The sequence below is a fragment of the Enterobacter sp. R-25 genome (genome assembly GCF_049913205.1).
GTDB lineage: Bacteria > Pseudomonadota > Gammaproteobacteria > Enterobacterales > Enterobacteriaceae > Enterobacter > Enterobacter ludwigii.
On record NZ_CP183982.1, the window covers coordinates 2,203,499 to 2,228,825 of the forward strand.

A 25,327-nucleotide genomic window follows, 5' to 3' on the forward strand; every position below is an offset into this window, starting at 1 on the left:
ATGAACAGCTGCCTCTATCACGGTGTCTTACGCCATCGTCGCTTCCGGCCGAAAGCGCACCAGTTCCGCTACAGCGTCTTTATGGCCTGGCTCGATCTCGATGAGCTGGAGACGTTGCCCGCGGTCGGGGTCCGTCGCAATCGTGTTGCCGCCGCCTCGTTCCATGATGCGGATTATCCGCTGGGCACGCCGCTTAAAGATAATGTCCTCACCAGGCTTGAAAGCCTGACCGGAGAACGGCCGCAGGGGCGGGTTATGCTCCTGACGCAGCTGCGCTACTTCGGATTCCATTTTAATCCGGTCAACTTTTACTACTGCTATGACCGGGCGGAGACGCTGCGCTGGGTGCTGGCGGAAGTTCGCAATACCCCTTGGAATGAGCGTCATTACTACGCGGTGAATGGGCAGGATGCGCGTCCCACAGAAAAAGCGTTTCATGTTTCCCCTTTTAACCCGATGGACATGGTTTACCACTGGCGCTTTAACCCGCCTGACGACTCGTTGCATATGCACATTGAAAACCATCAGGAAGCGAAGGTGTTTGACGCCACGCTGGCGCTACGCCGGGAGCCGCTTACCCGGGCGGCACTGCGGTCGCTGCTGCTGCGCATTCCACTGATGACCCTCAAAACCGTTTTCGCTATTTACTGGCAGGCGCTGCGGCTGTGGCTCAAGCGCGTGCCGCTGTATAACCATCCCGTCAGCAGGAGTGAACGCTCATGACCGATCCCGTCTTTGCGCTTGAACCCGATATCCCGCGCAACGTCCGCATCGCGCGCTGGCTGCTGTTTCGTCTGTTAAGCGGTATCCGCGGCGGCTCGCTGACCCTGCGTGAGGGTGCGCAGACGTTCCATTTCGGCGAGACATCCGCTGCGCTGCATGCTGACGTTCAGATCCTGAGCCCGGGCGTGTACTGGCGTGTCTTAACGGGGGGTAGCCTCGCCGCCGCTGAGGCCTGGATGGATGGCGAATGGGAAACCACACAGCTCACGCCATTGCTTGAGATCCTGGCGCTTAACGGGCCGGTGCTTGGCCGGCTGGAAAAGGGATTTCGCCTGTTCAGCAGGCCGCTTGAACGGTTTCGTCACTGGACGCGGCGAAACTCACGCGCCCAGGCCCGCGAAAATATTGCCGCGCATTACGATCTGGGCAATACCTTTTATGCCCATTTTCTGGATAACGAGTTGCTTTACTCCAGTGCGCTGTTCACCGCAGATGAGCAGGATCTCACGGCGGCTCAACAGGCCAAAATGGCTCGCCTGTGCGATCAGCTGGCGCTGAACGCCAATGATCACCTGCTGGAAATTGGCACCGGCTGGGGTGCGATGGCGGAATATGCCGCCCGTCATTATGGCTGTCGGGTGACCACCACGACGCTGTCGCAGGAGCAGTATCTCTGGGCGAAAGAACGGATTGTCCGCGCCGGGTTGCAGGATCGCGTTGAGGTACTGCTGTGCGATTACCGCGACCTCACCGGAGAGTACGACAAGCTGGTCTCGATAGAGATGATTGAGGCCGTGGGGCAGCGCTATCTGCCAACCTTCTTCCGCACCTGTCAGGCCAGGCTGCGACCGGGAGGTCGTATGGCAATACAGGCCATCACCATTCAGGACCAGCGCTATCGCGACTACAGCAAAAGCGTCGACTTTATCCAGCGCTACATTTTTCCCGGCGGTTTTTTACCAAGCATCACCGCCATGAATGAGCTTATGACGCGCCACACCGATTTCGTGATGCGCAATCTCTTTGATATGGGGCCCGACTATGCCCGCACGCTGGCTCTCTGGCGCCAGCGCTTCGTGCATGCATGGCAGGAGATTGAAAAGCTCGGGTTCGATGAGCGGTTTCGTCGGATGTGGCTGTACTACCTCGGCTACTGCGAAGCCGGGTTTAACGCCCGCACCATCAGCGTGGTGCAACTGACCGCCGAGCGCGTATGAAACATTATTTGCAGGTCTTTCTGCTGGCTATCGCGTTCGATTTTTACTGGGCGCTGGTGGTGCTCTTTCGCGAGCAGGGCCTGATTATCTGGATCGTGCTGGCGGTCGTGGCCTGCCTGCTGTTGCCGTCCGCGTACCGACTTTACGCCATTGCGCTGGCCGCGGCAGGGAGCCTGCTGGATGCGCTCTGGGCGTTGACGGGCCTGATTGCGTTTACGGGTGAGTCACTGCTGCCGCTGTGGATGGTGGCACTGTGGCTGATGTTCGCCACCGTCTGGACTCAGCTGACGCGCACAACAACATTACCCGGCTGGCTGCTGACCCTGCTGGCAACCGTGGGCGGGCCTGTCGCCTATCTGATTGGCGAACGGCTTGGCGCCATTACTTTTCTGGAGCCGACCTTTATTGTCATCAGCTGGATGGCACCGGGCTGGCTGGTATTGATGCTGTTTTTCCATCTGCTGGTGGGGAGACAAAAATGAGAGCTGCGGCACTGCTTCTCTTACTGATAATCCTGTCCCCCGTGGCTCAGGCTGCCGACTGGCTGACCTGGCGCAAGGTCGGTGACGCCACGCTGACCTGGGGGCCGTTCACCGTCTATACCTCACAGCTTCGCACGCCGGAGGGGCGTTACAGCGGGGAGAACGGGGATCGGGCGCTGATCATCACTTACGTGCGTGAAATCGACCGTGACGACCTGGTTGAGGCAACGCGCGATCAGTGGCAGGCGCAGGGGATCCTCGAGCAGGAGCCCCAAAGCGAAGCCTGGCTGCGTATGCTCCAGTCGCTCTGGCCCGATGTTGGGCCGGGCAGCCAGCTGGCGTTTGTGGTCACCGACAGGCAGGGGCAGTTCTGGTACCGCGCTTCGGCGGCGCAGAAAAACTTTATTCCACTGGGACCACGTCAGTCCGCCGCGTTCAGCACGCGCTTTCTGGCAATCTGGCTCAGTCCCCGCACGCAATATCCCGCGCTGCGTCAGCAGCTGACAGGAGGGCAACAATGAAACGTATTCTGGTCATCGCGCTGGCGGTAACGATGCTGCTGGCCGGCTGCAGTACAGAGGTGACGGAATACCGTCAGCAGCAGCCGAAGCTGGATATCTTCCGCTATTTTCAGGGGAAAACCGAAGCGTGGGGCATGGTGCAGGATCGCAGCGGTAAACAGTTGCGCCGGTTTCACGTTGAGATTGCCGGGGACGTTATCGGCGATACGCTGACGCTCAATGAACATTTCGTCTATGACGACGGCGAAAAGCAGCAGCGGGTATGGCATATCCGACGGATGGGTGGCGATCGCTACGAAGGCACGGCAGGGGATATCGAAGGGGTGGCAACCGGGCAGGCGGCGGGAAACGCCTTCAACTGGCATTACAGTATGCAGGTGAAAGCCAATGGCAGCACCTGGCTGCTGCACTTTGACGACTGGATGTACCTGCAGGATGAAACCCATCTGTTCAATAAAACAGAGCTGAAGAAACTGGGCGTCACCGTCGCCACGGTGACGCTGTTCTTTACCCGCAAGGCGTGACGTTACTCGCTCCCGGGCGCCGGTTCGGCGGGGGTTTTGCTGCTGAGGTAGATGAAGATCAGCGCAATGGCCAGGCAGACGATGGCCCCGAGACGGCTCAGCGAAAACGGAATGACGGCGTTACCCAGCCAGCCAAAGCTGTCAATCAACATACTCATGGTGAGCTGGCCGAAGATCACCGCGACCGTGGCAACGGCGGTACCGATACGTTGTACCGCCAGTACCATTATCACAATGTAGGGCACGCCGAACAGGGCACCGAGCAGCTGCCATTTGGGCACGTCCATCAGGGTAACGGCCTGTTTGGGTTCAAAGAAGAAGATCAGCAGGGCGGTGACCAGCGCACCAACGGAAAACGTCAGAAACGCGCTTTTAAAGACGCCCACGCGGCTTCCCAGCTGTCCGTTGATAGCGGCCTGGATGCTCAGCGTCGCACCGCCACACACTGCCAACATAATCATAATCAGTGTCATTTTGTTACCCCTGTGCAACCAGAATCAGCGCGGCAATGATGAAAAGCAGCGCGATGATGCGTTTACCGTTAATCTTTCTGGGCGTGGTGCCCAGCAACCCAAAGTGGTCAATGATAAGACTCTTAAAGACCTGACCTGCCAGAATGCCAATCATCGTCAGAGCAATGCCGATGGCCGGCGTGGCGAGGGTCAAAATGACGACGTAAACGGGCCCGAGTACGCCGCCGAGCAGTTGCCATGCGGGCTGTGCGAAAAACGACGGGCTGTTACGCGGGCTGAAAAACAGCATCAGCAGAAACGTCAGCGCGGCACCTGTACCGAAAATACTGAACGTGGCCCATAAATCGCCGACTTCCCCACCCAGTGGCCCCAGCAAGCCAGCCTCTACGGAGAGGCCCATGCCGCCGAGAATAACCAGTAAAATTAATAACCATTGCATATTCATTATCTCTACGTTCTGAAGGCGAAACAGACTAGCCCTGAACATCGATGAGAAAAATGCCATAATGCAGGAAACACCTTTGCAGGAAATGCACTAATGGTTGATGCCGGAAATATGAATATCCGCTCGCTGCGGGTTTTTATTGCGGTTTACGAAGCGCAAAACTTTTCTGTGGTTGCCCGGCGGGAGGGGATGTCTGCTTCGCAGGTTTCACGCGTTATCCATCAGCTTGAGGATGCGCTCGGCCAGCAGCTTTTCTATCGTAATACCCGGGCGGTGATCCCAACGGAAAGCGGCCACCTTTTTATCCGCTACGCCAGAGCGATGGTGGAAAGCCTGGAGGAGGCGCGTCGGGAGCTGGATGAGCGTTCGACGGAGCCTTCCGGCACGCTGCGCATTAATGGCCCAGTGTACTTTGGGCAGCGACACGTTGCCCCTGGCCTGCCTGCACTGGCGGCGCGGTATCCCCGGCTGAATATAGAGCTGACGCTGACCGATGACTTTATCGACCCGCACAAAGATGCCGCCGACGTTATCTTTCGCATCGGCATGCTGACGGATTCAACCTTTCACGCGCGGGTTTTTGGCCAGCAGCGTTACCATCTGGCCGCGTCGCCGGACTATTTGCGAAAACACGGTGTGCCAGACGGGCCGGATGACCTCAGTCGTCACCGGTGCCTGGTCTACCGCGGGTCGTCAGGTCCCAATCGCTGGCTGGTGCGAGGTCAGGGGGAAGCCTGGGTGCATTACCCCGTGGTGCCGCTGATGACCTCCAATAATGCGGAGTCGCTGCTCATTGCCGCGCTGGGCGGGATGGGGATCGTGCTGTTTCCGGACTGGTTGATTGGCGACAGACTGCAGAAGGGGGAACTGGTCGCACTCCTCGCGGAACGGGAGTGCGCCATAAATACCGAGCCGCTGAACATTGCGGCGATCTATCCTCACGCCCGTCATCCGCCCCTGAACGTCAGGGCGGTGATTGATCATTACGTGGCGCGTTTCGGCACCCCGCCTTACTGGCAGACGTAGCGATTATGCGCCGAGTTCTTTACGGATAATGTCGGCGCCGGCGCTCAGGGCGTTGAGCTTTCCGTTGGCTACCTGACGTGAGAGCGGGGCCATCCCGCAGTTTGTTGATGGCCACAGCTTGTCGGCATCGACAAACTGCAGTGCTTTACGCAGCGTATCGGCCACTTCCTCTGGCGTCTCAATGGTATTGGTCGCCACGTCAATGGCACCCACCATCACCTTTTTGCCGCGGATCAGTTCCAGCAGGTCCATCGGTACGCGGGAGTTGTGGCACTCCAGCGAGACGATGTCGATATTGGACGTCTGCAGTTTAGGGAAGGCTTCTTCATACTGCCGCCATTCTGAACCGAGCGTTTTTTTCCAGTCGGTATTGGCTTTGATGCCATACCCGTAGCAGATATGGACCGCGGTCTGGCAGCGCAAACCTTCGATGGCGCGTTCCAGCGCGGCAATACCCCAGTCGTTCACCTCATCAAAAAACACGTTAAAGGCCGGTTCATCAAACTGGATGATATCAACGCCTGCCGCTTCTAACTCCCTCGCTTCCTGGTTGAGAATTTTGGCAAATTCCCAGGCCAACTTTTCGCGGCTTTTATAGTGAGCGTCATAGAGGGTGTCGATCATGGTCATCGGGCCGGGCAGAGCCCACTTGATCGGTTTATCCGTGAGCTGACGTAAATACTTTGCGTCATCAACGAACACCGGTTTTTGACGCGCGACGGCATCCACCACGGTCGGCACGCTCGCGTCATAGCGGTTACGAATTCGCACGGTCTGGCGGTTCTCAAAATCAACGCCGCTGAGGTGTTCAATAAAGGTGGTGACGAAGTGCTGACGAGTCTGTTCGCCGTCGCTGACAATATCAATGCCCGCACGGATCTGCTCATCCAGAGATAAACGCAGCGCATCCTGTTTACCGGCAAGTAATTCCTGATCCTGCAATTTCCATGGCGACCAGAGCGTTTCGGGTTGCGCAAGCCAGGTTGGCTTAGGCAAACTGCCAGCCGTTGAAGTCGGGAGCAATGTTTTCATAGTAGAAGACCTTTATTATCGATTAATTAAAGCGTGTTGCGACCTGACCACTGCTCAAGAAGAGGTTTATAGGGCTTGATGAAATACGCTTCCGTAAATTTGCCCTGTTCAATTGCCAGCCGGCTGCGTTCTTCACGGTCATAAACAATTTTTGTTAATGAATGATCCTCATGATTCAGATCGGGCTGGTAGCATTCTCCGGCGGTCGAGTTCGCATTGTAAATTTCAGGGCGATAAATTTTCTGGAAAGTCTCCATGGTGCTGATGGTGCTAATCAACTCCAGGTTGGTGTAATCCCGTAATAAATCGCCGGTGAAATAAAACGCAAACGGCGCTGCGCTATTCTCAGGCATAAAGTAACGAACCTGCAGACCCATTTTCCCGAAGTACTGCTCGGTTAAGGATGTACCGTCCGGACGATACTCGATGCCCAGCACCGGGTGCTGGTTGCCCGTGCGGCGGTAGGTGTCTTTGCTGGAGACGCTCAGGCAGATCACCGGTGCCTTTTTGAAGTTCTCTTTGTATTCAGGTGAGTTAACGAAATGCCGGAAAATAGTGCCGTGCAGCTCACCAAAATTATCCGGGATCGCGAAGCGGGACTGATTTTTATTGTGCTCCGGCAGCAAGACGCTGAAATCATAATCGCGGACATAGGACGAGAAATTATTTCCAACGATACCGTCGATGCGCTCATGGGTCTTTTTATCAACGATCGTTGTCTGCAATATTTCGATAGCCGGGAAGGGCTTCTCAGCGCCGATATGCAAATCCACAGAAATAATGTCCAGTTCGAGCGCATAGCGATCGGCTTTTGGGTTATCCCAGCGCGCTAACGCGTTAAAACGGTTATTCATCATCACCAGCGTATTACGCAGGTTTTGCTGGCGTTTTTCGCCACGGGCCAGGTTGGCGAAGTTGGTGGTGGTACGCGTGTTTTCTGAAGGGTTATAATTTTCATCAAAGCAACTACGCTTAAGGCTAAATGTAAAAGCATTACTCATCGTCGTTATACATCCTAAGTTCTTGTTGCTAAGAAGTTACCAATGCATAATTTATGCCTGAGCCCGTGACGGAGGGGAAGTGACTTAATTTCACTGCAACATGAGCTATCTTCATGAACAGCGCCTTTCCAGGTATAATCCCCAAAATTTCAATACGGTTTAGAAACGATCATGACAAAACTCACCCTACAAGAGCAGATGCTGAAAGCAGGCTTAGTCAGCAGTAAGAAGATGGCTAAAGTTCAGCGCACGGCCAAGAAATCGCGCGTTCAGGCCCGTGAAGCAAGGGAAGCAGTAGAAGAGAATAAAAAAGCGCAGCTCGAGCGTGACAAGCAGCTGAGCGAGCAGCAGAAGCAGGCGACGTTGGCGAAAGAGTTTAAAGCGCAGGTCAAGCAGCTGATCGAAATGAACCGCATCACCGTGACCAGAGGCACCATCGCCTTTAACTTTACCGACGGCAATCTCATCAAAAAAATCGAGGTCGACAAGCAGACGCAGGCCCAGCTGATCAATGGCCGCCTGGCGATTGCGCGTCTGGTGATTAATGCCAATGGCGACTGCGACTATGCGATTATCCCGGCAGTGGTGGCCGATAAAATCGCCCAGCGCGATGCCGAGAGTATCGTGTTAAACAGTGCCCTGAGTCAGGAAGAGCAGGATGAAGACGATCCGTACGCAGATTTCAAAATTCCTGACGATTTGATGTGGTAAGCAACGCTTAAAACGGTGCGGCGTGACGGGCGTTAATTGCCTCTGCGCTCACCGGATGCACAAAATCCAGCTCGCTGGCGTGCAGCATCAGTCGCGGTATCTGTTCGGTGCCCGGCAGTGCAAGACCACCATACAGATCGCAGCCTAAAATAGGGTAGCCCAACTGCTGGCAGTGAATACGCAGCTGGTGGGTTCGCCCGGTCTCCGGGGTCAGTCTGACCCGCGTCAACGGCAGTGCCGCATCATAAAACCGGTCCATCACCTGATAGCGTGAACGTGCGGGTTTGCCGGTAATTGCACAAATCGACATCAGCGGGAACAGCGCCGGATCTTTAGCAATCGGGGCATCAATCACTCCCTCGTCGTGTTCCACATGCCCGCAAAGCAGGGCGCTGTATACCTTTCGCACGGCGCGCTGGCTGAACTGGTGACAGAGGGCGGCGTTAATCGCTTTATTGCGCGCAATCACCATCAGCCCGGATGTACCGAAATCCAGACGATGCACCAGCGTGCAGCCGGGAAACGTCTGTACCAGTCGATAATGCACTGAATCGCGGTTTCGCGGATTTTTGCCTGAAAGGCTGAGCAGACCGGAAGGCTTATTAATCAGGACCAGATGTTCGTCCTGCCAGAGGATCTCGATCTCGTCGTGACACGGTGGGGCAATAAAAGAATCTATAATCGCAGACATCAGACGGCCCGACAGAAGAGTGGGTGCGGATGATAGCGAATTTTTAGCGGTGGGGACAGAAAGAAACCCTCCCACCAGGCGGTGAGAGGGGGATGATTAAGCGGCTACGAGGCTGTCGATAGCGGCTTTCGCGTCGGTCTGCGCTTTGGTCGCAACTTCCGGGCCATAGGCAATACCTTCAGCAAACACGAAATTCACGTCGGTAATACCGATGAAGCCCAGGAACAGAGTCAGGTACGGTGCAACCAGGTCAGTTGGGGTGTCTTTGTGAATACCACCACGGCTGGTCAGTACAATCGCACGCTTACCTTTCACCAGACCTTCAGGGCCGTTTTCAGTGTAACGGAAGGTTACGCCGGCACGGGCAACCAGGTCGAAGTAGTTCTTCAGCTGAGTAGGGATGTTGAAGTTGTACATTGGCGCGTTGATCACGATAACGTCGTGCGCCTGCAGTTCAGCAATCAGCTCGTCAGAGAGGGCCAGGGCTTCCTGCTGACGTGGCGTCAGGGGAGCGTCGCCTGGACGCAGCGCGCCAACCAGTTCGCCATCCAGCACAGGAATCGGGTTTGCAGCCAGGTCACGCACGGTGATTTCATCAGCAGAATGCTGTTCACGCCACTGTTCAACGAAGTAGTCAGAGAGCTGACCAGACTGTGAGTACCCTGCCAGAATACTGGATTTCAATACTAATACTTTGCTCATGGGTGATTCCTGTTTTTGCATTTGATTGAAGGGGGTTGCCCCGTTGCTTGTTGACACTCTATTCACAATCCTGTCGCAGGGATAGCGCAATATATCGAAGTCTATGTTCGAATTTTTTGAATAAGGCACTCAAAGCGCCAATGTGATACTCTATAGCAATCATTAAAAAGAGATTTTACCCGGCAGTGCACTGCCCGTTAACGCTATGACAGAACAACAAAAATTAACCTTCCCGATGCTCCTGCAACAGCTTGATTCACTGATGCTGCGTGATAAACAGCGGTTTGCCCGCCGTCTGCACGGGGTGAAGAAGGTTAAAAATCCTGATGCACAACAGGCCATTTATCAGGAGATGGCGAAAGAGATTGAACAGGCGGCAGGGAAAGTCGTGCTGCGCGAAGCCGCACGTCCGGAGATTACCTACCCGGAAAACCTGCCGGTCAGTCAGAAAAAACAGGACATTCTTGACGCCGTGCGCGACCACCAGGTGGTGATTGTTGCAGGGGAAACCGGTTCAGGGAAAACCACTCAGCTGCCGAAAATTTGTATGGAGCTGGGGCGTGGAGTGAAAGGGCTGATTGGTCACACCCAGCCGCGTCGTCTGGCGGCGCGTACCGTGGCGAACCGTATTGCCGAAGAGCTGCAAACGCAGCCCGGTGGCTGCATTGGGTATAAGGTGCGATTCAGCGACCACGTTAGCGATAACACCATGGTCAAACTGATGACTGACGGTATTCTGCTGGCGGAAATCCAGCAGGATCGTCTGCTGATGCAGTACGACACGATCATTATCGATGAAGCGCACGAACGCAGCCTGAATATCGACTTCCTGCTCGGGTATCTGAAAGAACTGTTACCGCGTCGCCCGGACCTGAAAATTATCATCACCTCCGCCACCATCGATCCGGAGCGTTTCTCAAAGCATTTCAACAATGCGCCGATTATCGAGGTCTCTGGCCGAACGTATCCGGTGGAGGTGCGCTATCGCCCGATAGTGGAAGACGCGGACGATACCGAGCGCGACCAGCTGCAGGCCATCTTTGATGCCGTCGACGAGCTGGGAAATGAAAGCGCGGGCGACATTCTGATTTTCCTGAGCGGCGAACGGGAAATTCGCGATACCGCTGACGCCCTCAGCAAGCGCGATCTTCGCCATACCGAAATTCTGCCGCTGTATGCGCGCCTGTCAAACAGCGAACAAAACCGCGTGTTCCAGTCGCACAGCGGACGTCGTATTGTGCTGGCCACCAACGTGGCGGAAACCTCGCTTACCGTGCCGGGCATCAAATATGTGATTGACCCGGGTACGGCGCGTATCAGCCGCTACAGCTACCGCACCAAAGTGCAGCGCCTGCCAATTGAGCCGGTTTCTCAGGCTTCCGCTAATCAGCGTAAAGGGCGCTGCGGCCGTGTGTCGGAAGGGATCTGTATTCGCCTCTATTCCGAGGACGATTTCCTGTCGCGACCGGAGTTTACTGACCCGGAAATTCTGCGCACCAACCTGGCGTCGGTCATCCTGCAGATGACCGCGCTAGGGCTTGGCGACATCGCCGCGTTCCCGTTTGTCGAAGCGCCGGACAAGCGCAACATTCAGGACGGCGTGCGCCTGCTGGAAGAGCTGGGTGCCATCACCACCGACGAGCAGGCTAGCGCCTACAAACTGACGCCGCTGGGTCGTCAGCTCAGCCAGCTGCCGGTTGACCCGCGTCTGGCGCGCATGGTGCTGGAAGCACAGAAACACGGCTGTGTGCGTGAAGCAATGATCATTACCTCCGCGCTCTCGATTCAGGATCCGCGCGAGCGTCCGATGGACAAGCAGCAGGCGTCTGATGAAAAACACCGTCGGTTCCACGATAAAGAGTCCGACTTCCTCGCCTTTGTGAACCTGTGGAACTACCTCGGCGAGCAGCAGAAAGCGCTGTCGTCGAACCAGTTCCGCCGCCAGTGCCGCGTCGATTTCCTCAATTATCTGCGCGTGCGCGAGTGGCAGGATATCTACACGCAGCTGCGTCAGGTGGTGAAAGAGCTGGGCATTCCGGTTAACAGTGAACCGGCGGAGTACCGCGAAATTCACATTGCGTTGCTGACCGGTCTGCTCTCCCATATCGGGATGAAGGATGCCGACAAGCAGGAGTATACCGGGGCGCGTAACGCCCGTTTCTCCATCTTCCCGGGGTCCGGTTTATTCAAGAAACCGCCTAAATGGACCATGGTGGCCGAACTGGTGGAAACCAGCCGCCTGTGGGGCCGCATTGCGGCGCGCATTGATCCCGAATGGGTTGAACCTGTTGCCCAGCATTTGCTGAAACGCTCATACAGTGAACCGCACTGGGAGCGCGCGCAGGGCGCGGTGATGGCGACCGAAAAAGTGACCGTTTACGGTTTGCCGGTGGTTGGCGCGCGCAAGGTTAACTACAGCCAGATAGATCCCGCGTTGTGCCGCGAGTTGTTTCTTCGTCACGCGCTGGTGGAGGGCGACTGGCAGACGCGTCATGCGTTCTTCCGTGAAAACCTCAAACTGCGTGCCGAAGTGGAAGAGCTTGAGCATAAATCCCGTCGCCGCGACATTCTGGTCGACGACGAGGCGCTGTTTGAGTTTTACGACCAGCGTATCAGCCACGATGTGATTTCTGCCCGCCACTTCGACAGCTGGTGGAAGAAGGCCAGCAAAGAGACCCCGGACCTGCTCAACTTTGAAAAGAGCATGTTGATCAAAGAGGGAGCGGAGTCGGTCAGCAAACTCGATTACCCGAACTTCTGGCATCAGGGCTCTCTCAAGCTGCGCCTGACCTATCAGTTTGAGCCGGGCGCGGATGCGGATGGCGTCACCGTACACATTCCGCTGCCGCTGTTAAACCAGGTCGAAGAGAGCGGATTCGAGTGGCAAATTCCAGGGCTGCGTCGCGAGCTGGTGATTGCGCTGATCAAATCGCTGCCAAAACCGGTGCGTCGTAACTTTGTGCCTGCGCCAAACTATGCCGAAGCGTTTTTAGGCCGCGTAACGCCGCTGGAGTTGCCGCTGCTGGATTCGCTGGAGCGTGAGCTCAGGCGCATGACGGGCGTAACCGTCGACCGCGACGACTGGCACTGGGATCAGGTGCCCGATCACCTGAAAATCAGCTTCCGCGTGGTGGACGACAAAAACAAAAAGCTGCAGGAAGGCCGATCGCTGACCGAAATGAAAGAGGCGCTGAAAGGTAAAGTCCAGGAGACGCTTTCTGCGGTGGCTGATGACGGTATCGAGCAGAGCGGATTGCACATCTGGAGCTTTGGCGCGCTTCCGGAAAGCTACGAGCAAAAACGCGGCAACTACAGGGTGAAGGCCTGGCCTGCACTGGTAGATGAGCGTGACAGCGTGGCCATCAAACTCTTTGATAATCCACAGGAACAACAGCAGATGATGTGGCGTGGTCTGCGTCGTTTGCTGCTGCTTAATATTCCGTCACCGATTAAATATCTGCACGAGAAGTTACCGAACAAAGCCAAGCTTGGCCTCTACTTTAACCCGTACGGTAAAGTGCTGGATCTGATTGACGACTGCATCTCCTGTGGTGTGGACAAGCTTATCCACGAGGCGGGCGGTCCTGTCTGGTCAGAAGCGGAGTTTGCGGTACTGCATGAGAAAGTCAGGGCAGAACTGAACGACACCGTGGTCGACATTGCGAAACAGGTCGAGCAGATCCTCACCAGCGTGTTCAATATCAACAAACGCCTGAAAGGGCGCGTGGATATGACCATGGCGCTGGGGCTGTCGGACGTGAAAGCGCAGATGGCCGGGTTAGTGTACCGTGGATTCGTTACCGGCAACGGCTTCAAACGCCTTGGCGATACGTTGCGTTATCTGCAGGCGATCGAAAAACGTCTGGAGAAAATGGCTATCGATCCGCATCGTGACCGCGCGCAGATGCTGAAAGTGGAAAGCGTGCAGAAGGCATGGCAGCAGTGGCTCAACAAATTGCCGCCAGCGCGCCGTGACGATGAAGACGTGCAGGCGATCCGCTGGATGATCGAAGAGCTGCGCGTCAGCTTCTTTGCCCAGCAGCTCGGTACGCCGTATCCCATTTCGGATAAGCGTATTTTGCAGGCAATGGAGCAGATTTCGGCGTAACGTCGGGTGTTCGCCCTCTCTCTGTGAGAGAGGGCATCTGCGTTTAGCGATTCACCACGGCCAGGGTAAAGCCATCCCATCCTTTACTGCCCACCGTTTGTAGCGCGGTCGCCGTCAGGCGCGGGTTATCCCCGATCATCTCAATAAATCGTCTGACGCCCTGTACGCGGGCATCGTCGCTTTGCGCGTTAATCACTTCGCCGTCCCGAACCACATTATCCCCGACGATCAGCGTTCCCGGACGCGAGTAGTACAGTGCCCACTCCAGATACCCCGGATTGTTTGGCTTATCGGCATCGATAAAGATCAGGTCGAACGGCGGAATATCACCGATGTGTTCAAGAGAGTACAGCGCCGGGCCTTCAATGAGCTCAATCCGATCGCTGAGCCCCGCCAGCTGGATATTCTGCCGTGCAACGCGGGCATGGATGGGGTCCGCTTCGAGGGTGATCAACTTCCCGTCAGGTGGCAGCGCACGCGCCATCCAGATAGTGCTGTAGGCGCCCAGCGTGCCGATTTCAAGGATCCGCCGTGCCTGCGTCATGCGGACAAAAAGCGCCAGTAGCTGCCCCTGATTGGCCGCGACATCGTGTTCGGGTAAACCAGCTCGCTGGTTGTTTTCCAGCACCCGCTGGAGGATATCATCCTCGGGAATGAGTGAAGAGATCATGTAATTATCGACTGCAGACCACTGTTGTTGCATAGATTGACTCCTGAGTGGCAAACACCGGGTTGCGCTGCGATCCGGTTTTCGCCCCCTCCATGCCGGAGAGGGCCTGTGGGGTATCAGGTCACGCGTTGCTCCAGCCTCCGCCCAGTGCTCTGTACAAATCAACCTGCGCCAGCAGCAGGTTATTTTTGACTTGCACGACGCTGGTTTGTACCGAGAACAGCGTGCGCTGGGCATCCAGCACATCCAGGTACGACGAATAGCCGTTGCGATAGCGGTTTTGCGCTATGCGCAGCGTCTCTTGCGCCACATCTTGTTGGGCAAGCAGCTCCGTCAGTTGTTCCTGATAGCGCGTGATGGCATCAAGACTGTTATTGACCTCGGCAAAGGCGTTACGGACGGTTTTTTCATAACTGTAAAGCGCCTGGTTGCGCTGGGACTGCGAAATATCCACCTGTGCGTTCAGCGCCTGGCGGTTGAGCAGCGGAGCAAGAATGCTGCCGCCGACGCTCCAGAGCTGCAGCGGGTTGTCGAGTAAGCCGGAGAGCGTGCGATCCTGTATCGATCCGGTTGCGGTCAGGTTGATCGACGGCAGCAGGCTGGCGCGTGAGGCAGCCAGCGAGGCATCAGCCGCAACCAGTTGCTTTTCAGCCTGCACAATATCCGGACGGCGATTAAGCAGCGAGGAGGGCAGTTGCGAGGGCAATGTCAGGGGCGTCAGGGCTGCGAAGTTTTCACTGCGCGCGACCTCGCCCGGGTTGCTCCCCAGCAGCAGGCTCAGGGCGTTCTCCTGCTGTGCAATCTGATGCTGCAGCAGGGGAACCTGCGCCCGCGTGGAGCGCAGTTCGGAGTCGGACTGCATCAGCTCCAGGCGTGAACTGTAGCCCGTTTCAAACTGGCGTTTAGCGAGAGTGAATGCCTCTTCCCGGGACTTCAGCGTGGAGCGGGTAACGCGAAGCTGTTCATCGAGGGACAGCAGGGTGATATAGCCGGAGGCGACCGAGGATGCCACGGTAAGATCTGCTGCCGCCGCCGCGGCTTTCTGCGCGTCCAGCGAGGCTTCAGCCGCATTCGCGGTGCTGCGGTTTACGCCCCAGATATCGACATCATAGCTGGCGGTGAGGCTGCCTTTATACAGGCTGCTGTAGATCGGCAGACCGGTGGCCGCAGATTGTGTCCGCGCGCGGGTGCCCGTGACGCCAGCATCCAGCGACGGAAACAGGCTGCCGTCGGCCGCGTAGACCCGCGCCTGATACTCGTTAATCCGTTCGCGGGCAATCAGCACGTCGCTGTTGTTCTTAAGCGCCAGGTCCACATAGCGGTTCAGATTATTGTCGTGGAAATTACGCCACCAGAGCTGTTCTGCTGGGCTTGCCGGGCCTGCTGTTGCTCGCCATTGTGTGGGGATGTGCAGCGACGGCTGCGCCGGTTTCACGTCGACCGACTGGCAACCGGCCAGCACGGTCATGATCATCAGAACGGCTATCGGGCGAAGGGTCATTGCTTCGCCTCCCGCGTATCAATGGTCACCTGCACCGACATGCCCGGACGCAGAAGCTGATAGGCTTCCTGGTCACCCAATACTTCAATTCGCACCGGAATACGCTGGGCAATTTTGACAAAGTTACCCGTGGCGTTATCCGGCGTGATGGCGCTGAACTCAACGCCGGTTGCCGGAGAGATGCTCTCCACGCGGCCCTGATAGGCCTTATCATTTAACGCATCGACGGTGAATTTCACCGGCTGACCCACCCGAAGCTCCGCCAGCTGCGTCTCTTTAATATTGGCGATCACCCAGTGCTGAGGCGGCACGAGGGTGGTGAGGTGGGTTCCGGCGGTAACGTAAGCCCCCAGACGAACGGCGATCTGACCAAGCTGGCCGTCGCGTGGCGCCACAATGCGCGTGTTTTGCAGGTCAATTTGCGCCAGCTCCAGCGCCGCTTTGGCGTTTTCCACATCCGCCTCCAGCGCGCCGCGATTGACGATCACCGTTTGCAGATCCTGGCGCGACATTTCCAGCGTGGCTTTCGCCTGATCAATGTCGGCGCTGCCCTGGGCTGCGCTTGCCAGCGCGGCGTCGCGCTCACGGATAGACAGTGAACCATCCGCCGTCAGGTCCTTTACGCGCTTCAAATCTGCCTGGGATTTCAGACTCTGGGCGCGGGCATTTTTCAGAGCCGCTTCGTTTTTGGCGATCACCGCTTCGGCGCTTTTGCGCTGTTGCAGGTTGTTGTTCAGGGCGGCAATCTTCATCGCCAGCTGCGCTTCGGCCTGATGCACCCGCTGGCGGTAGATACGGTCATCAATCTGCAGCAGCAGCTCGCCCTTTTTAACCCGGTCGAAATCCTGCACCTTCACCTCAGTGATATAGCCGTTAACCTGCGGGCTGATAAAGGTCGTCTGTCCGCGCACGTAGGCATTATCAGTAAACTGCGAGTGGCGGGTGAACGGGGGTAGCTGCCAGGCGTAGAGGATCACCAGTACGCCGACAATACCGATTGCCGCCGCGGTGAAAACCGAAACGATACGGACATTTTTACGGGTGTTGGCCTGCTCTTTAGCGGCATCCTGCTGACTCATAACATCTCCAGAGAAATCATCTTCATATTCATTACTTGTTGCCTGTTGCCTTCTTCAGGGCCATACGGGCAGTCAGGCGCAGGCGCAGCAAGCGCCATAAAATCCAGACCAGGGTGGCGGCGGCAATGCTCGCCGTCAGTAAATAAGTATCGTTATAAGCCAGAATATTTGCCTCAAGCGTTGAAACCGTTTGCAGCTGGGTGATGGCCTGGGTGCCCAGCAGCGAGCTGTCGCCAATCAGGCTCCGGTACAGCCCGGTGTAAGCCTGAATACGGTCATTCACCAGCGGGTTCAGGGTTGTGAGCTGATCGGCCAGCATGCTGGAGTGGTATTTCTCGCGCCAGGTCTGGAAGGTCCCCAGGATGGCAGAGCCGAGCAGGCCGCCGAGGTTCTGGCTCATGCCAAACATCACCGAGAAGCTCACCAGGTTGCGCGGATCGGCGATTACCCCGCCAATGGCGGCCAGCATGGCGGGCGCGAGGAAGAAGGCGCTGCCGAAGCCCAGCAGGAACTGGCTGAGCATCAGCTGGTCCGGGCGGGTCAGGTTGTTCGACTGGCTGTCCAGCAGGGAGGCAACAATCATAAGCGCCAGCGAGGTAATGATCGGCCACGCCAGTTTTGTGGGCTTGATGGTCAAACAGCTGGTCACAATCCCGCAGACAATACCGGCAAAAATAGACCACGCCAGGTGGGTCATCTGCTCATTCTGCAAGCCGACATACTGCAGCCAGCCGATAACGCCGGTGTTTTGCTCCGCCAGCACGATGCGGATCAGCAGCATAATGAGCCCGAGACGCACGATGCTGCCGCTCGACAGCCAGCGGGTATTCAGTAACGGGTTAGAACGGTTATGTTCAAACACGATCGCAGACACGATTAATACCAGCGCTAATGCCAGCGACCAGCCGATCCACGGCGCTTCAAACCACCAGTAAAGACGGCCTAAGGAAAGTACCGCGCAGAGCAGCGCCATCCCCGGGGCCAGTAAAAAGAAGGTGATGAAGTCTTTTTTCTCGAAGACCTTGCGCCGGTCGCCAGGAGGCAATTTCAACGCTATCACGCAGGCCAATGAAATGAGCGCCAGCCCGAGCTCAAAGAAGTAAAGCCCGCGCCACTCGTCAAGCTGCAGCAGCTCGGTCGAAAAGAGGCGGGCGAGGGGGATGGCGAGCGATGACCCGGTAATCCCGATGGTCAGTGCCTTCAGACGGTGTTTCGCGGGCCAGGCCTGTATCTGGTAGTAAATACCGAGGGAGCTGAGCGCGGCGGCCACCATCCCGTGTGCGGCACGCACCATCAGCGCGGAGCTGAGATCGTTTACAAACAGGTGGAAAAAGGTGACCAGCACATACAGCACCAGAAAACCTTCCGTGAAGGCGCGCAAACCATACTGCTGGCGGAATTTCACTAGCAGCAGGTTGATGGAGATGTTGGTCATCACATACACCGCCGGGAGCCAGGCGATTTCTGTCGACCAGGCCCCGAAGGTTCCCTGCAGATTTTGCAGATTGGCGGTGACCACCGCATTACCCAGCGCCCCCGTCAGGCACACCAGCAGACCGACAACCCCGTAGGCAATCCGTTTTGGCGTGCTGTGTTCTGGCGTGGAGGGCGAACCCAACAGGGCGGGTTTCTCATGAGGCTGCCACTCGCGAGGAGCATAAGGGTCGCGTTCGGGCAGGCGCATAACGTCTTTTACCTTAGAAAAAATTGAATAATGAGTGGGCTAACGATTCTACGTTTGCCGCAAATGATAATTCAAGTGAATATGATTTTCGCAGGTTAATCAAATGTTGAAGAACAGGTTAAGGAAAAAGAGCGGCCCGGAAGGCCGTTGTTTTGTCGATCTGAAGTCGTTAATCTGAACCTGAGCAACTGAGGACATCACCATGGTTCAGACGCATTTTCCCCTTCTGCCGGAGTCAACCCTGGCGGCAATCAACACGGTCGGCCAGTGGCTGGCACAGGATGATTTGGGCGATACCCGCGACGTGGCGGCGGTTGACAGGGTTATTCTGGCCGGAAACGCGGTGATGCCGACCATCGACGCTGCCTGCCGTATTGCCGCTGAACACGACGTTCCGTTACTGATTAGCGGAGGGATTGGCCATTCGACCGCGTTTTTGTATGCGGCCATCGCTCAGCATCCGCGTTATCACACTGTCCCGGTAACGGGGCGAGCGGAAGCAAGCATTCTGGCCGATATTGCCCGCCAGTTCTGGCAGATCCCTGATGCGCACGTGTGGGTTGACGATCAATCAACCAACTGCGGAGAAAACGCGCGTTTTAGCTGGAACATGCTCAAACAGCATCATCAGACGTCCGGGCGCGTGCTGGTCGTGCAGGATCCGACCATGCAACGCCGCACGATGGCAACCTTTGCCCGCGTGTGCCGTGACGAGTCTGCTTCGCCGCAGTGGGTCAGCCACCCGGGCTATACACCGGTGCTGAAAAATGGCGAAAACGGGCTGGTGTTCAGCGGGGAGAGCGCTGGCCTCTGGCCGGTAGAGCGTTATCTCTCGCTCATTTTAGGCGAGCTTCCGCGACTCTGTGATGACATGAACGGCTATGGCCCGGCCGGGCGTGATTTTATTGCACACGTTGAATTCCCCGACGAGGTGACTGCAGCGTGGGCACGGTTAAAGCAGGATCCTGTGCTTACGGATGCCCTGAATCACCGGTCGCTTCTCTGAGCAGAGGCCGTTTGCGGTTTTCCCCTCTCCGCGGAGAGGGGACAGGCATTACAGCGAGGCGAATTTGTCCAGCGTGCGCACCAGCTGGGTGACGAAACCGTATTCGTTGTCATACCAGGCGACGGTTTTCACCAGTTGCAGATCGCCAGCCTCTGAAACTTCGGTCTGTGTGGCGTCAAAGACAGATCCAAAGTGGGAGCCGATCACATCAGACGAAACAATCTCTTCATCGGTATAACCAAAAGATTTATTCCCCTGTGTCGCTTTTTTCAGCGCGGCGTTGATCTCCTCAACGGTGACCTTTTTACCCAGAATCGAGACCAGCTCGGTCACTGAACCGGTTTTCACCGGTACGCGCTGGGCGTGGCCTTTCAGCTTGCCGCTGAGGGCCGGAATCACCAGACCGATGGCTTTGGCCGCCCCGGTGGTGTGCGGAATGATATTCTCCGCCGCGGCGCGTGAGGCGCGAAGGTCTTTCCCGCGCGGGCCATCCACCAGCGCCTGCGTTCCGGTATAGGCGTGAATGGTTGTCATGGTGCCCACTTTTATTTCAAACGCATCGTGCAGGGCTTTTGCCAGTGGGGCGAGGCAGTTGGTGGTACAGGAAGCAACGGAAATAATCGTATCACTGGCGTCAATGGTATCGTCATTCACGTTATACACGATGGTTTTCATCTCACCGGCAGGGGCAGAGATCAGCACTTTTTTGGCACCGGCCTCAAGGTGTGCCTGTGATTTTTCTGCCGACGTGTAGAAGCCGGTGCATTCCACGACGATATCGACGCCCGCGGCTTTCCACGGGATATGTTTTGCCTCTTTTTCGGCGTATACGGCGATAGTTTTTCCGTCAACAATCAGGGCGTCTTCGGTGAAATCTACGCTCCACGGGAAGCCACCGTAGTTGGAATCATGCCTGAGCAGGTAGGCCAGCACTTTGGGAGAGGTGAGATCGTTAATGGCGACGACGGTGTTGCTGTCCTGGGTTTCAAGAAGGCGACGCAGGACAAGGCGTCCTATGCGTCCAAATCCGTTAATGCCAATTTTACTCATGGTGTACTCCTGTGAACGCGTCTTTACGACAGTTTGAACTCATCCAGGCTTAGACCATCACGGACAGGGCGGCAATTGAAGAAGCTTCATGCGAGGGGAAGTATTTGAAAAACCATACAGAAAAATTAATGAATTTTTAAGGAAAGGGGATTATGTTGGCGCGATATCGGTTATTTATCAGGAAATCTCATGCGTACTAAATATACAAGCCTGCAAATTGCTATCCACTGGCTGGTGTTTTTGTTAATCATCGTCGCCTACTGCGCGATGGAGTTCAAAGGCTTCTTCCCACGCACCGCCCGGCCGGTAATCAACATGATCCACGTTTCGTGCGGCATCTCTGTGCTGGTGTTGATGGTGACGCGTTTAGTGGTTCGCCTTAAATTCCGCGCACCGCCGATTGAACCGAAGCCAAAACCGATGGTGACCGGACTGTCCCATCTTGGTCATCTGGTGGTGTATCTGCTGTTCATCGCGTTGCCGCTGATTGGTATTGTCATGATGTATAACCGCGGTACTGACTGGTTAGCCTTTGGTCTGGTGATGCCGCACGCGGCAGAATCGAATTTTGATCTGGTCGACGTTCTGAAAGAGTGGCACGAGACGCTGGCCAACGTGGGGTACGTTGTGATTGGTCTGCACGCGATGGCGGCGCTGATGCATCACTATTTCTGGAAAGACAACACCCTCCTGCGCATGATGCCAAAAAAACGCCAGTAACCCATAACCGCGAGCCCTGCAGCAGTCTGCAGGGCTTTTTTTTAGCGTTTTATTGCAGTTGAGCGCGCTCTTCCGGGGTTAACTCCAGCGCCTGAGTGGTGCCCGTCTCTGAGGATTTCACGGCCGCTTCCAGTACCGCCATCACCGCCAGCGCCTCGACCGGATGAACCGGATTGGTGATTTTTCCGAGTAGCGCATCACGCACGTTGATGTAGTACTGACGCTGATCGCCTTTCGGCGTGGTAACGGTCTGCGGCTCACCGTTTGCACCAAAGAACACCATGCTGTCACTGTCCTCGCCCCAGGCCTCACTGCCGGGGATCACGCCCGCCAGCAGCTGCGCTTCCTGTTGGTCGATTCGGGCTTTCACCACGCTGCCTTTATCGCCGTGCACGGTAAAACGTGCCGTTCCGCCAGCCACCAGCATGCTGCAGTGCAGAATCACTTTATGTTGCGGATAATGTAAGACTACGTGTGCCCAGTCGTTAATTTCCGCGCCGTCACGCAGCGTGGCGATATTGCCCTGTACCGACTGTGGCAGTCCAAAGAGCTGCAGCGTCTGGTCAATCAGGTGCGGCCCCAGATCAAACCACAGACCACTACCGGGCACGTTTTGCTCTCTCCAGCGCACGCGCACTTCCGGGCGGAAACGGTCAATGTGCGACTCAAGGTGTTTGACCTTGCCAAGGGTTCCTTGCTCAATAACCTGCTTAATGCCGAGGAAGTCGCTGTCCCAGCGGCGGTTATGGAAGACGGAGAGCAGCCGTTGCTTCTCTTGCGCCAGGGCAATCAGGTCGCGGGCTTCCTGCATGTCGAGCGTGAACGGTTTATCCACGACCACATGTTTGCCTGAATTCAGGGCAAGCGTTGCCAGCGGCGCGTGGGTGGCATTAGGGGAGGCAATTACCACCAGATCGACATCGGGATGCTGAATTGCTTCTTGCGGGGTTGCCACCACCTGAACATCAGGAAGATCGCGTTTAACCTTCTCTTCATCACGAGACGAAACCACCGCCAGCTTAAGGCCGTCCACGGACTGGATCAGCGGGGCATGGAAGGTCTTGCCTACAAATCCATACCCGATCAGCGCAATGTTGATTGTCTTCTTTTTACTCATGACCTTCTCCACGTTATTTCGCGCAAACCGTAATGTGCATTGCGCCAGGGTCCCCAAGCTCAGGCCAGGGACGATCTAAAAAGAGGTGCTGGATGTTGGATAATCCGCTGACCAGATACGGTTCACAGCGGTTTAGTTTCAGATGGTCGGCGACAATCCAGCGCTCATGGCTGGCCGCGAGCATCGCCCGTTTGACCTCGGCATCGGCCTCTTTTCCGGCGCTCAGACCGAGTTCAGCATGGATAGCACAGGCTCCCAGAATGGCGATATCCGCGCGGTAGCGTGACAGCAGGGAGAGGGTGGCGCTGCCGGCAAACAGTCGCTGCTTGTGATCCCATTTTCCGCCGAGCAGGATCAGTTCGATATCGTCACGGTCGCTGAAGTGCCACGCGATATCCAGCGAGGTGGTGATGATTGTCAGCGGTCCCTTCAGGAACGAGGCGACAGCCATTACCGTGCTCCCCGCATCCAGAAACAGCGTCGAACCTGGCGGAACAGCCTGCGCCACCTGTTTACCAAGACGTTGTTTGGTTTCCGGCAGCAGTGTATTGCGCCCCTGACGATTCATAGCCGACAGATTCAGGGCAATTGCACCGCCGTGGTTCTTTTGCGCCAGCCCCTGTTTCTCGAGATCGGTCAGATCCCGGCGGATGGTGTCCGCTGAGACCTGCAGTTTGTCCGCCAGTTCCGTAATGCTGGCCTGCCCGTGCTCACTAATGATATCAAGCACATATTTTTGTCTGGCCGTTTTGTGCATGGGTGAATCCCGCAAAATGTCGCAATAAGTTGCATATTACAGCATTTTACCGCAGAGGGAAGGGTGTTGATCGCCAGTAAGTATCAATGTCCGGTATTGTTCACATTGGTTATTATTAAAATGTTATTAATACGGTGTGAGTGATTCATTCCAAATGTTAACAGCAATGTTACTGTTGTGTTTTATTAAACACACTGGCGGATATAACCATTGTGATACCAATATGCAACCATTAATGCTTTAATGAAATTAATAAATAGCAATAAATTCTGTGTATTTTTATATTAATAGATATTAATGTTGTATATGGCATTATGGTTACTTAAATTGACATTTCTTTGAAAATCTTTGTGTCTGACGCATGCTGAAATTAACGCAAAAATGTGCATCCGGCGATTCTAAAATTTTACTTAAATAACAAAGACTTTATTTGTTTCATTTGAAAGCCCCTTTTTAAGGTTTTGTCCAGAAACCCCATCTTTTTTCTTATCTGTAACACCACATTAACATTGTGGGTGTAGTTGCCTATAGCGCATTTTGTTATGCTGCAAACCAGTTAAAGAAATAAGTAAATTCTTATTGTCATAAGAATATGGTCGGCTCTCATCTCCAATGGAAATGGGGTTGGGGAGCGTTTGTCCAATATTTATTCGGACCCGGGTAAGATATTTGTCGAATTATTTATACCCCTTTAGGGGTAAATATTTAAGCGTCATTCAGAGTCAGGGAGATAAAAATGACTATCATGCGAAATAATATGTTGCTGAGATTTCCAGTCGCCCTGGCATTAATTTCGTTGGCCTTTAATACGGCCTCTGCGAATAGCCGCCAGGTGGGGATTGCTCCGATTGCCGCGACGACATTAAAAGAGAGTATTCTTTTTGCCATCGATCGCGATCCGTCGATTAGCCAGCAGGCCGCGCAACTGGGAATAGGTCAGGCACAAATAGATGAAGCACGCAGCGGCTGGATGCCACAAATATCGTTAAACGGTAGCACCGGCCATAGCCAGACCACCGATTCCAGCGGCTCGCTGCGCAATTCTGCGGCCTGGGGATTGAGTCTGACGCAGCTGGTATACGATTTTGGCAAGACCAACAACAGCATCGACCAGTCCACGGCGCAGCGCGATAGCTATCGTTACCAGTTGATGAGCACCTTGTCTGCGGTGGCGGAAAAAACGGCGCTCAGCTACGTAGAAGTCAAACGCTATTCCGATCTGTTACAGGCCGCCAAAGAGAACGTTCAGGCGCTTAAAAACGTTGAACAACTGGCCAAACTCCGCGCCGACGCAGGCGTCAGCTCAACCTCTGACGAGCTTCAGACGCGCACGCGCATTGCCGGTATGCAGGCCACGGTCGAGCAGTATAACGCGGCGTTAAACAGCGCCCGCGCACGGCTTGCGGTGTTGACTGGCATGGAGGCCGAGCGCTATTCACCTGTACCGGCGAAGCTTGCCGTTGAGCAAGATTCGCTTAATCGCATTGATTACTCGGCCATACCGGCGGTCATGGCCGCGCAGAATATGGAGCGTTCAGCTCAGTATGGCGTGGCAACGGCAAAGTCTCAGCACTGGCCGACGTTAAGCCTGAAAGGAGGCCGCACCCGCTACGAGTCCGACAACCGTTCTTACTGGGATGACCAGATTCAGCTCAATATTGACGCACCGCTATACCAGGGGGGCGCCGTTTCAGCCCGCGTTCGCCAGGCCGAAGGGGCAAGGGCCATGGCATCGTCTCAGGTTGACCAGGCGCGGTTCGATGTCCTGCAAAAAGCCTCTGTCGCGCAGGCTGACTGGACCGGCGCGCAGGGAAGAATGCAGGCGGGGAAGCTGCAGCTGGAAAGCGCGTTACGCGCCCGGGATGTTTACAGAAATGAATATACCCTGAGCAAGCGGAGCATTAACGATTTGCTCAGCGTTGAACAGGATGTCTGGCAAGCCACCTCAGCCAAAATAATGGCTGAATATGATGGCTGGAGTTCGGCGATTAATTACGCATCTGCCGTTGATAATTTGATGCCGCTGATCGGCATAGAGAAAAACGCTGCCGCAAAATTACCTGATTTGAGTTAAAAAACACGCGTCT

Annotated in this window: 24 protein-coding genes; 11 read left to right on the top strand and 13 right to left on the bottom strand. The window is 55.7% G+C overall.

What is annotated here, in order from left to right; all coding sequences use genetic code 11:
* The 5 genes from ACN9MQ_RS10610 to ACN9MQ_RS10630 are packed head-to-tail and all read left to right on the top strand — an operon-like array spanning position 1 to position 3,467.
* Positions 1-723 carry a DUF1365 domain-containing protein gene (locus ACN9MQ_RS10610; protein ID WP_050736757.1) on the top strand — a complete coding sequence of 241 codons (723 nt, stop codon included), beginning with the start codon at positions 1-3 and terminating at the stop codon, positions 721-723.
* On the top strand, positions 720-1,940 hold the full coding sequence (locus ACN9MQ_RS10615) for an SAM-dependent methyltransferase (RefSeq protein WP_163326685.1): 1,221 nt from the start codon (positions 720-722) through the stop codon (positions 1,938-1,940). Before ACN9MQ_RS10610 ends, ACN9MQ_RS10615 begins: the two co-directional genes overlap by 4 nt.
* Positions 1,937-2,422, top strand: a complete 486-nt coding sequence (locus tag ACN9MQ_RS10620; protein ID WP_032678106.1) for a DUF2878 domain-containing protein — start codon at positions 1,937-1,939, stop codon at positions 2,420-2,422. The genes ACN9MQ_RS10615 and ACN9MQ_RS10620 overlap by 4 nt, the downstream gene beginning before the upstream one ends.
* The gene (locus tag ACN9MQ_RS10625) at positions 2,419-2,943 is read left to right on the top strand and encodes a hypothetical protein (RefSeq protein WP_426021100.1); all 525 of its coding nucleotides are present in this window, start codon (positions 2,419-2,421) and stop codon (positions 2,941-2,943) included. The genes ACN9MQ_RS10620 and ACN9MQ_RS10625 overlap by 4 nt, the downstream gene beginning before the upstream one ends.
* On the top strand, positions 2,940-3,467 hold the full coding sequence (locus ACN9MQ_RS10630) for a DUF3833 domain-containing protein (RefSeq protein ID WP_032681071.1): 528 nt from the start codon (positions 2,940-2,942) through the stop codon (positions 3,465-3,467). The genes ACN9MQ_RS10625 and ACN9MQ_RS10630 overlap by 4 nt, the downstream gene beginning before the upstream one ends.
* Before the next feature lie 2 nt (positions 3,468-3,469).
* Here ACN9MQ_RS10630 and ACN9MQ_RS10635 read toward each other — a convergent pair whose 3' ends face one another.
* Positions 3,470-3,940, bottom strand: a complete 471-nt coding sequence (locus ACN9MQ_RS10635) for a DMT family transporter (RefSeq protein ID WP_426021099.1) — start codon at positions 3,938-3,940, stop codon at positions 3,470-3,472.
* Positions 3,941-3,944: 4 nt separating this feature from the next.
* A complete protein-coding gene (locus ACN9MQ_RS10640) occupies positions 3,945-4,379 on the bottom strand; it encodes a DMT family transporter (protein WP_063215436.1) in 435 nt (144 codons plus the stop codon).
* A gap of 99 nt (positions 4,380-4,478) precedes the next feature.
* On the opposite strand from ACN9MQ_RS10640, the gene ACN9MQ_RS10645 reads away from it, so the two are divergent.
* Complete coding sequence (locus ACN9MQ_RS10645; protein WP_032681069.1) at positions 4,479-5,411, top strand: LysR family transcriptional regulator; 933 nt, start codon at positions 4,479-4,481, stop codon at positions 5,409-5,411.
* Between the two features lie 3 nt (positions 5,412-5,414).
* On the opposite strand, the gene ACN9MQ_RS10650 is transcribed toward ACN9MQ_RS10645, so the two are convergent.
* Complete coding sequence (locus tag ACN9MQ_RS10650) at positions 5,415-6,443, bottom strand: methionine synthase (protein ID WP_032681068.1); 1,029 nt, start codon at positions 6,441-6,443, stop codon at positions 5,415-5,417.
* 26 nt (positions 6,444-6,469) lie between these two features.
* Positions 6,470-7,444 carry a DUF1852 domain-containing protein gene (locus tag ACN9MQ_RS10655; protein WP_073396720.1) on the bottom strand — a complete coding sequence of 325 codons (975 nt, stop codon included), beginning with the start codon at positions 7,442-7,444 and terminating at the stop codon, positions 6,470-6,472.
* A gap of 171 nt (positions 7,445-7,615) precedes the next feature.
* Here ACN9MQ_RS10655 and ACN9MQ_RS10660 point away from each other — a divergent pair, with 171 nt between their 5' ends.
* Entirely contained in the window at positions 7,616-8,155 is a 540-nt protein-coding gene (locus tag ACN9MQ_RS10660; protein ID WP_014169968.1) for a DUF2058 domain-containing protein, read from the top strand.
* 7 nt (positions 8,156-8,162) lie between these two features.
* Here the strand turns inward: ACN9MQ_RS10660 and ACN9MQ_RS10665 are convergent, their stop codons facing one another.
* Together ACN9MQ_RS10665 and azoR are read right to left on the bottom strand one after the other, a co-directional pair.
* Complete coding sequence (locus ACN9MQ_RS10665) at positions 8,163-8,846, bottom strand: RluA family pseudouridine synthase (protein ID WP_073396722.1); 684 nt, start codon at positions 8,844-8,846, stop codon at positions 8,163-8,165.
* A 96-nt stretch (positions 8,847-8,942) separates the two neighbouring features.
* On the bottom strand, positions 8,943-9,548 hold the full coding sequence (gene azoR / locus ACN9MQ_RS10670) for an FMN-dependent NADH-azoreductase (RefSeq protein ID WP_025204253.1): 606 nt from the start codon (positions 9,546-9,548) through the stop codon (positions 8,943-8,945).
* Between the two features lie 205 nt (positions 9,549-9,753).
* Between azoR and hrpA the strand changes: the two genes are divergently transcribed.
* Positions 9,754-13,656 (top strand): ATP-dependent RNA helicase HrpA, encoded by a 3,903-nt coding sequence (gene hrpA / locus ACN9MQ_RS10675; RefSeq protein ID WP_426021098.1) that lies wholly within the window; start codon positions 9,754-9,756, stop codon positions 13,654-13,656.
* Between the two features lie 43 nt (positions 13,657-13,699).
* Here hrpA and ACN9MQ_RS10680 read toward each other — a convergent pair whose 3' ends face one another.
* The 4 genes from ACN9MQ_RS10680 to ACN9MQ_RS10695 form a co-directional block, all read right to left on the bottom strand.
* Positions 13,700-14,359, bottom strand: coding sequence for an O-methyltransferase (locus tag ACN9MQ_RS10680; protein ID WP_020884214.1), 660 nt, complete (start codon positions 14,357-14,359; stop codon positions 13,700-13,702).
* A gap of 88 nt (positions 14,360-14,447) precedes the next feature.
* The gene (locus ACN9MQ_RS10685) at positions 14,448-15,827 is read right to left on the bottom strand and encodes an efflux transporter outer membrane subunit (RefSeq protein ID WP_044857165.1); all 1,380 of its coding nucleotides are present in this window, start codon (positions 15,825-15,827) and stop codon (positions 14,448-14,450) included.
* A complete protein-coding gene (locus ACN9MQ_RS10690) occupies positions 15,824-16,906 on the bottom strand; it encodes an HlyD family secretion protein (protein WP_014169974.1) in 1,083 nt (360 codons plus the stop codon). The genes ACN9MQ_RS10685 and ACN9MQ_RS10690 overlap by 4 nt, the downstream gene beginning before the upstream one ends.
* 31 nt (positions 16,907-16,937) lie before the next feature.
* Entirely contained in the window at positions 16,938-18,590 is a 1,653-nt protein-coding gene (locus ACN9MQ_RS10695) for an MFS transporter (protein WP_014169975.1), read from the bottom strand.
* A 202-nt stretch (positions 18,591-18,792) separates the two neighbouring features.
* Here ACN9MQ_RS10695 and ACN9MQ_RS10700 point away from each other — a divergent pair, with 202 nt between their 5' ends.
* Complete coding sequence (locus tag ACN9MQ_RS10700; protein ID WP_044866483.1) at positions 18,793-19,596, top strand: YdcF family protein; 804 nt, start codon at positions 18,793-18,795, stop codon at positions 19,594-19,596.
* 48 nt (positions 19,597-19,644) lie between these two features.
* On the opposite strand, the gene gap is transcribed toward ACN9MQ_RS10700, so the two are convergent.
* Entirely contained in the window at positions 19,645-20,646 is a 1,002-nt protein-coding gene (gene gap, locus ACN9MQ_RS10705) for a type I glyceraldehyde-3-phosphate dehydrogenase (RefSeq protein WP_020884211.1), read from the bottom strand.
* A 189-nt stretch (positions 20,647-20,835) separates the two neighbouring features.
* Here gap and cybB point away from each other — a divergent pair, with 189 nt between their 5' ends.
* Positions 20,836-21,366, top strand: coding sequence for a cytochrome b561 (cybB, locus tag ACN9MQ_RS10710; protein WP_025204247.1), 531 nt, complete (start codon positions 20,836-20,838; stop codon positions 21,364-21,366).
* A 49-nt stretch (positions 21,367-21,415) separates the two neighbouring features.
* Here cybB and ACN9MQ_RS10715 read toward each other — a convergent pair whose 3' ends face one another.
* Positions 21,416-22,483 carry an oxidoreductase gene (locus tag ACN9MQ_RS10715; protein WP_047744621.1) on the bottom strand — a complete coding sequence of 356 codons (1,068 nt, stop codon included), beginning with the start codon at positions 22,481-22,483 and terminating at the stop codon, positions 21,416-21,418.
* Between the two features lie 13 nt (positions 22,484-22,496).
* On the bottom strand, positions 22,497-23,240 hold the full coding sequence (locus tag ACN9MQ_RS10720) for a DeoR/GlpR family DNA-binding transcription regulator (RefSeq protein ID WP_020884208.1): 744 nt from the start codon (positions 23,238-23,240) through the stop codon (positions 22,497-22,499).
* Positions 23,241-23,976: 736 nt separating this feature from the next.
* Here ACN9MQ_RS10720 and ACN9MQ_RS10725 point away from each other — a divergent pair.
* Complete coding sequence (locus ACN9MQ_RS10725) at positions 23,977-25,314, top strand: TolC family outer membrane protein (protein WP_063924974.1); 1,338 nt, start codon at positions 23,977-23,979, stop codon at positions 25,312-25,314.
* Positions 25,315-25,327: the final 13 nt, after the last annotated feature.

Coding starts and splice junctions, on each gene's coding strand:
- ACN9MQ_RS10630 (WP_032681071.1), top strand. CDS start 2,940: ATGAAACGTATTCTGGTCATCGCGCTGGCGGTAACGATGCTGCTGGCC.
- ACN9MQ_RS10680 (WP_020884214.1), bottom strand. CDS start 14,359: ATGCAACAACAGTGGTCTGCAGTCGATAATTACATGATCTCTTCACTC.
- ACN9MQ_RS10665 (WP_073396722.1), bottom strand. CDS start 8,846: ATGTCTGCGATTATAGATTCTTTTATTGCCCCACCGTGTCACGACGAG.
- ACN9MQ_RS10610 (WP_050736757.1), top strand. CDS start 1: ATGAACAGCTGCCTCTATCACGGTGTCTTACGCCATCGTCGCTTCCGG.
- ACN9MQ_RS10620 (WP_032678106.1), top strand. CDS start 1,937: ATGAAACATTATTTGCAGGTCTTTCTGCTGGCTATCGCGTTCGATTTT.
- gap (WP_020884211.1), bottom strand. CDS start 20,646: ATGAGTAAAATTGGCATTAACGGATTTGGACGCATAGGACGCCTTGTC.
- ACN9MQ_RS10640 (WP_063215436.1), bottom strand. CDS start 4,379: ATGCAATGGTTATTAATTTTACTGGTTATTCTCGGCGGCATGGGCCTC.
- ACN9MQ_RS10720 (WP_020884208.1), bottom strand. CDS start 23,240: ATGCACAAAACGGCCAGACAAAAATATGTGCTTGATATCATTAGTGAG.
- ACN9MQ_RS10695 (WP_014169975.1), bottom strand. CDS start 18,590: ATGCGCCTGCCCGAACGCGACCCTTATGCTCCTCGCGAGTGGCAGCCT.
- ACN9MQ_RS10650 (WP_032681068.1), bottom strand. CDS start 6,443: ATGAAAACATTGCTCCCGACTTCAACGGCTGGCAGTTTGCCTAAGCCA.
- ACN9MQ_RS10700 (WP_044866483.1), top strand. CDS start 18,793: ATGGTTCAGACGCATTTTCCCCTTCTGCCGGAGTCAACCCTGGCGGCA.
- ACN9MQ_RS10645 (WP_032681069.1), top strand. CDS start 4,479: ATGGTTGATGCCGGAAATATGAATATCCGCTCGCTGCGGGTTTTTATT.
- azoR (WP_025204253.1), bottom strand. CDS start 9,548: ATGAGCAAAGTATTAGTATTGAAATCCAGTATTCTGGCAGGGTACTCA.
- ACN9MQ_RS10635 (WP_426021099.1), bottom strand. CDS start 3,940: ATGACACTGATTATGATTATGTTGGCAGTGTGTGGCGGTGCGACGCTG.
- ACN9MQ_RS10660 (WP_014169968.1), top strand. CDS start 7,616: ATGACAAAACTCACCCTACAAGAGCAGATGCTGAAAGCAGGCTTAGTC.
- ACN9MQ_RS10615 (WP_163326685.1), top strand. CDS start 720: ATGACCGATCCCGTCTTTGCGCTTGAACCCGATATCCCGCGCAACGTC.
- ACN9MQ_RS10685 (WP_044857165.1), bottom strand. CDS start 15,827: ATGACCCTTCGCCCGATAGCCGTTCTGATGATCATGACCGTGCTGGCC.
- cybB (WP_025204247.1), top strand. CDS start 20,836: ATGCGTACTAAATATACAAGCCTGCAAATTGCTATCCACTGGCTGGTG.
- ACN9MQ_RS10690 (WP_014169974.1), bottom strand. CDS start 16,906: ATGAGTCAGCAGGATGCCGCTAAAGAGCAGGCCAACACCCGTAAAAAT.
- ACN9MQ_RS10725 (WP_063924974.1), top strand. CDS start 23,977: ATGACTATCATGCGAAATAATATGTTGCTGAGATTTCCAGTCGCCCTG.
- ACN9MQ_RS10655 (WP_073396720.1), bottom strand. CDS start 7,444: ATGAGTAATGCTTTTACATTTAGCCTTAAGCGTAGTTGCTTTGATGAA.
- ACN9MQ_RS10625 (WP_426021100.1), top strand. CDS start 2,419: ATGAGAGCTGCGGCACTGCTTCTCTTACTGATAATCCTGTCCCCCGTG.
- hrpA (WP_426021098.1), top strand. CDS start 9,754: ATGACAGAACAACAAAAATTAACCTTCCCGATGCTCCTGCAACAGCTT.
- ACN9MQ_RS10715 (WP_047744621.1), bottom strand. CDS start 22,483: ATGAGTAAAAAGAAGACAATCAACATTGCGCTGATCGGGTATGGATTT.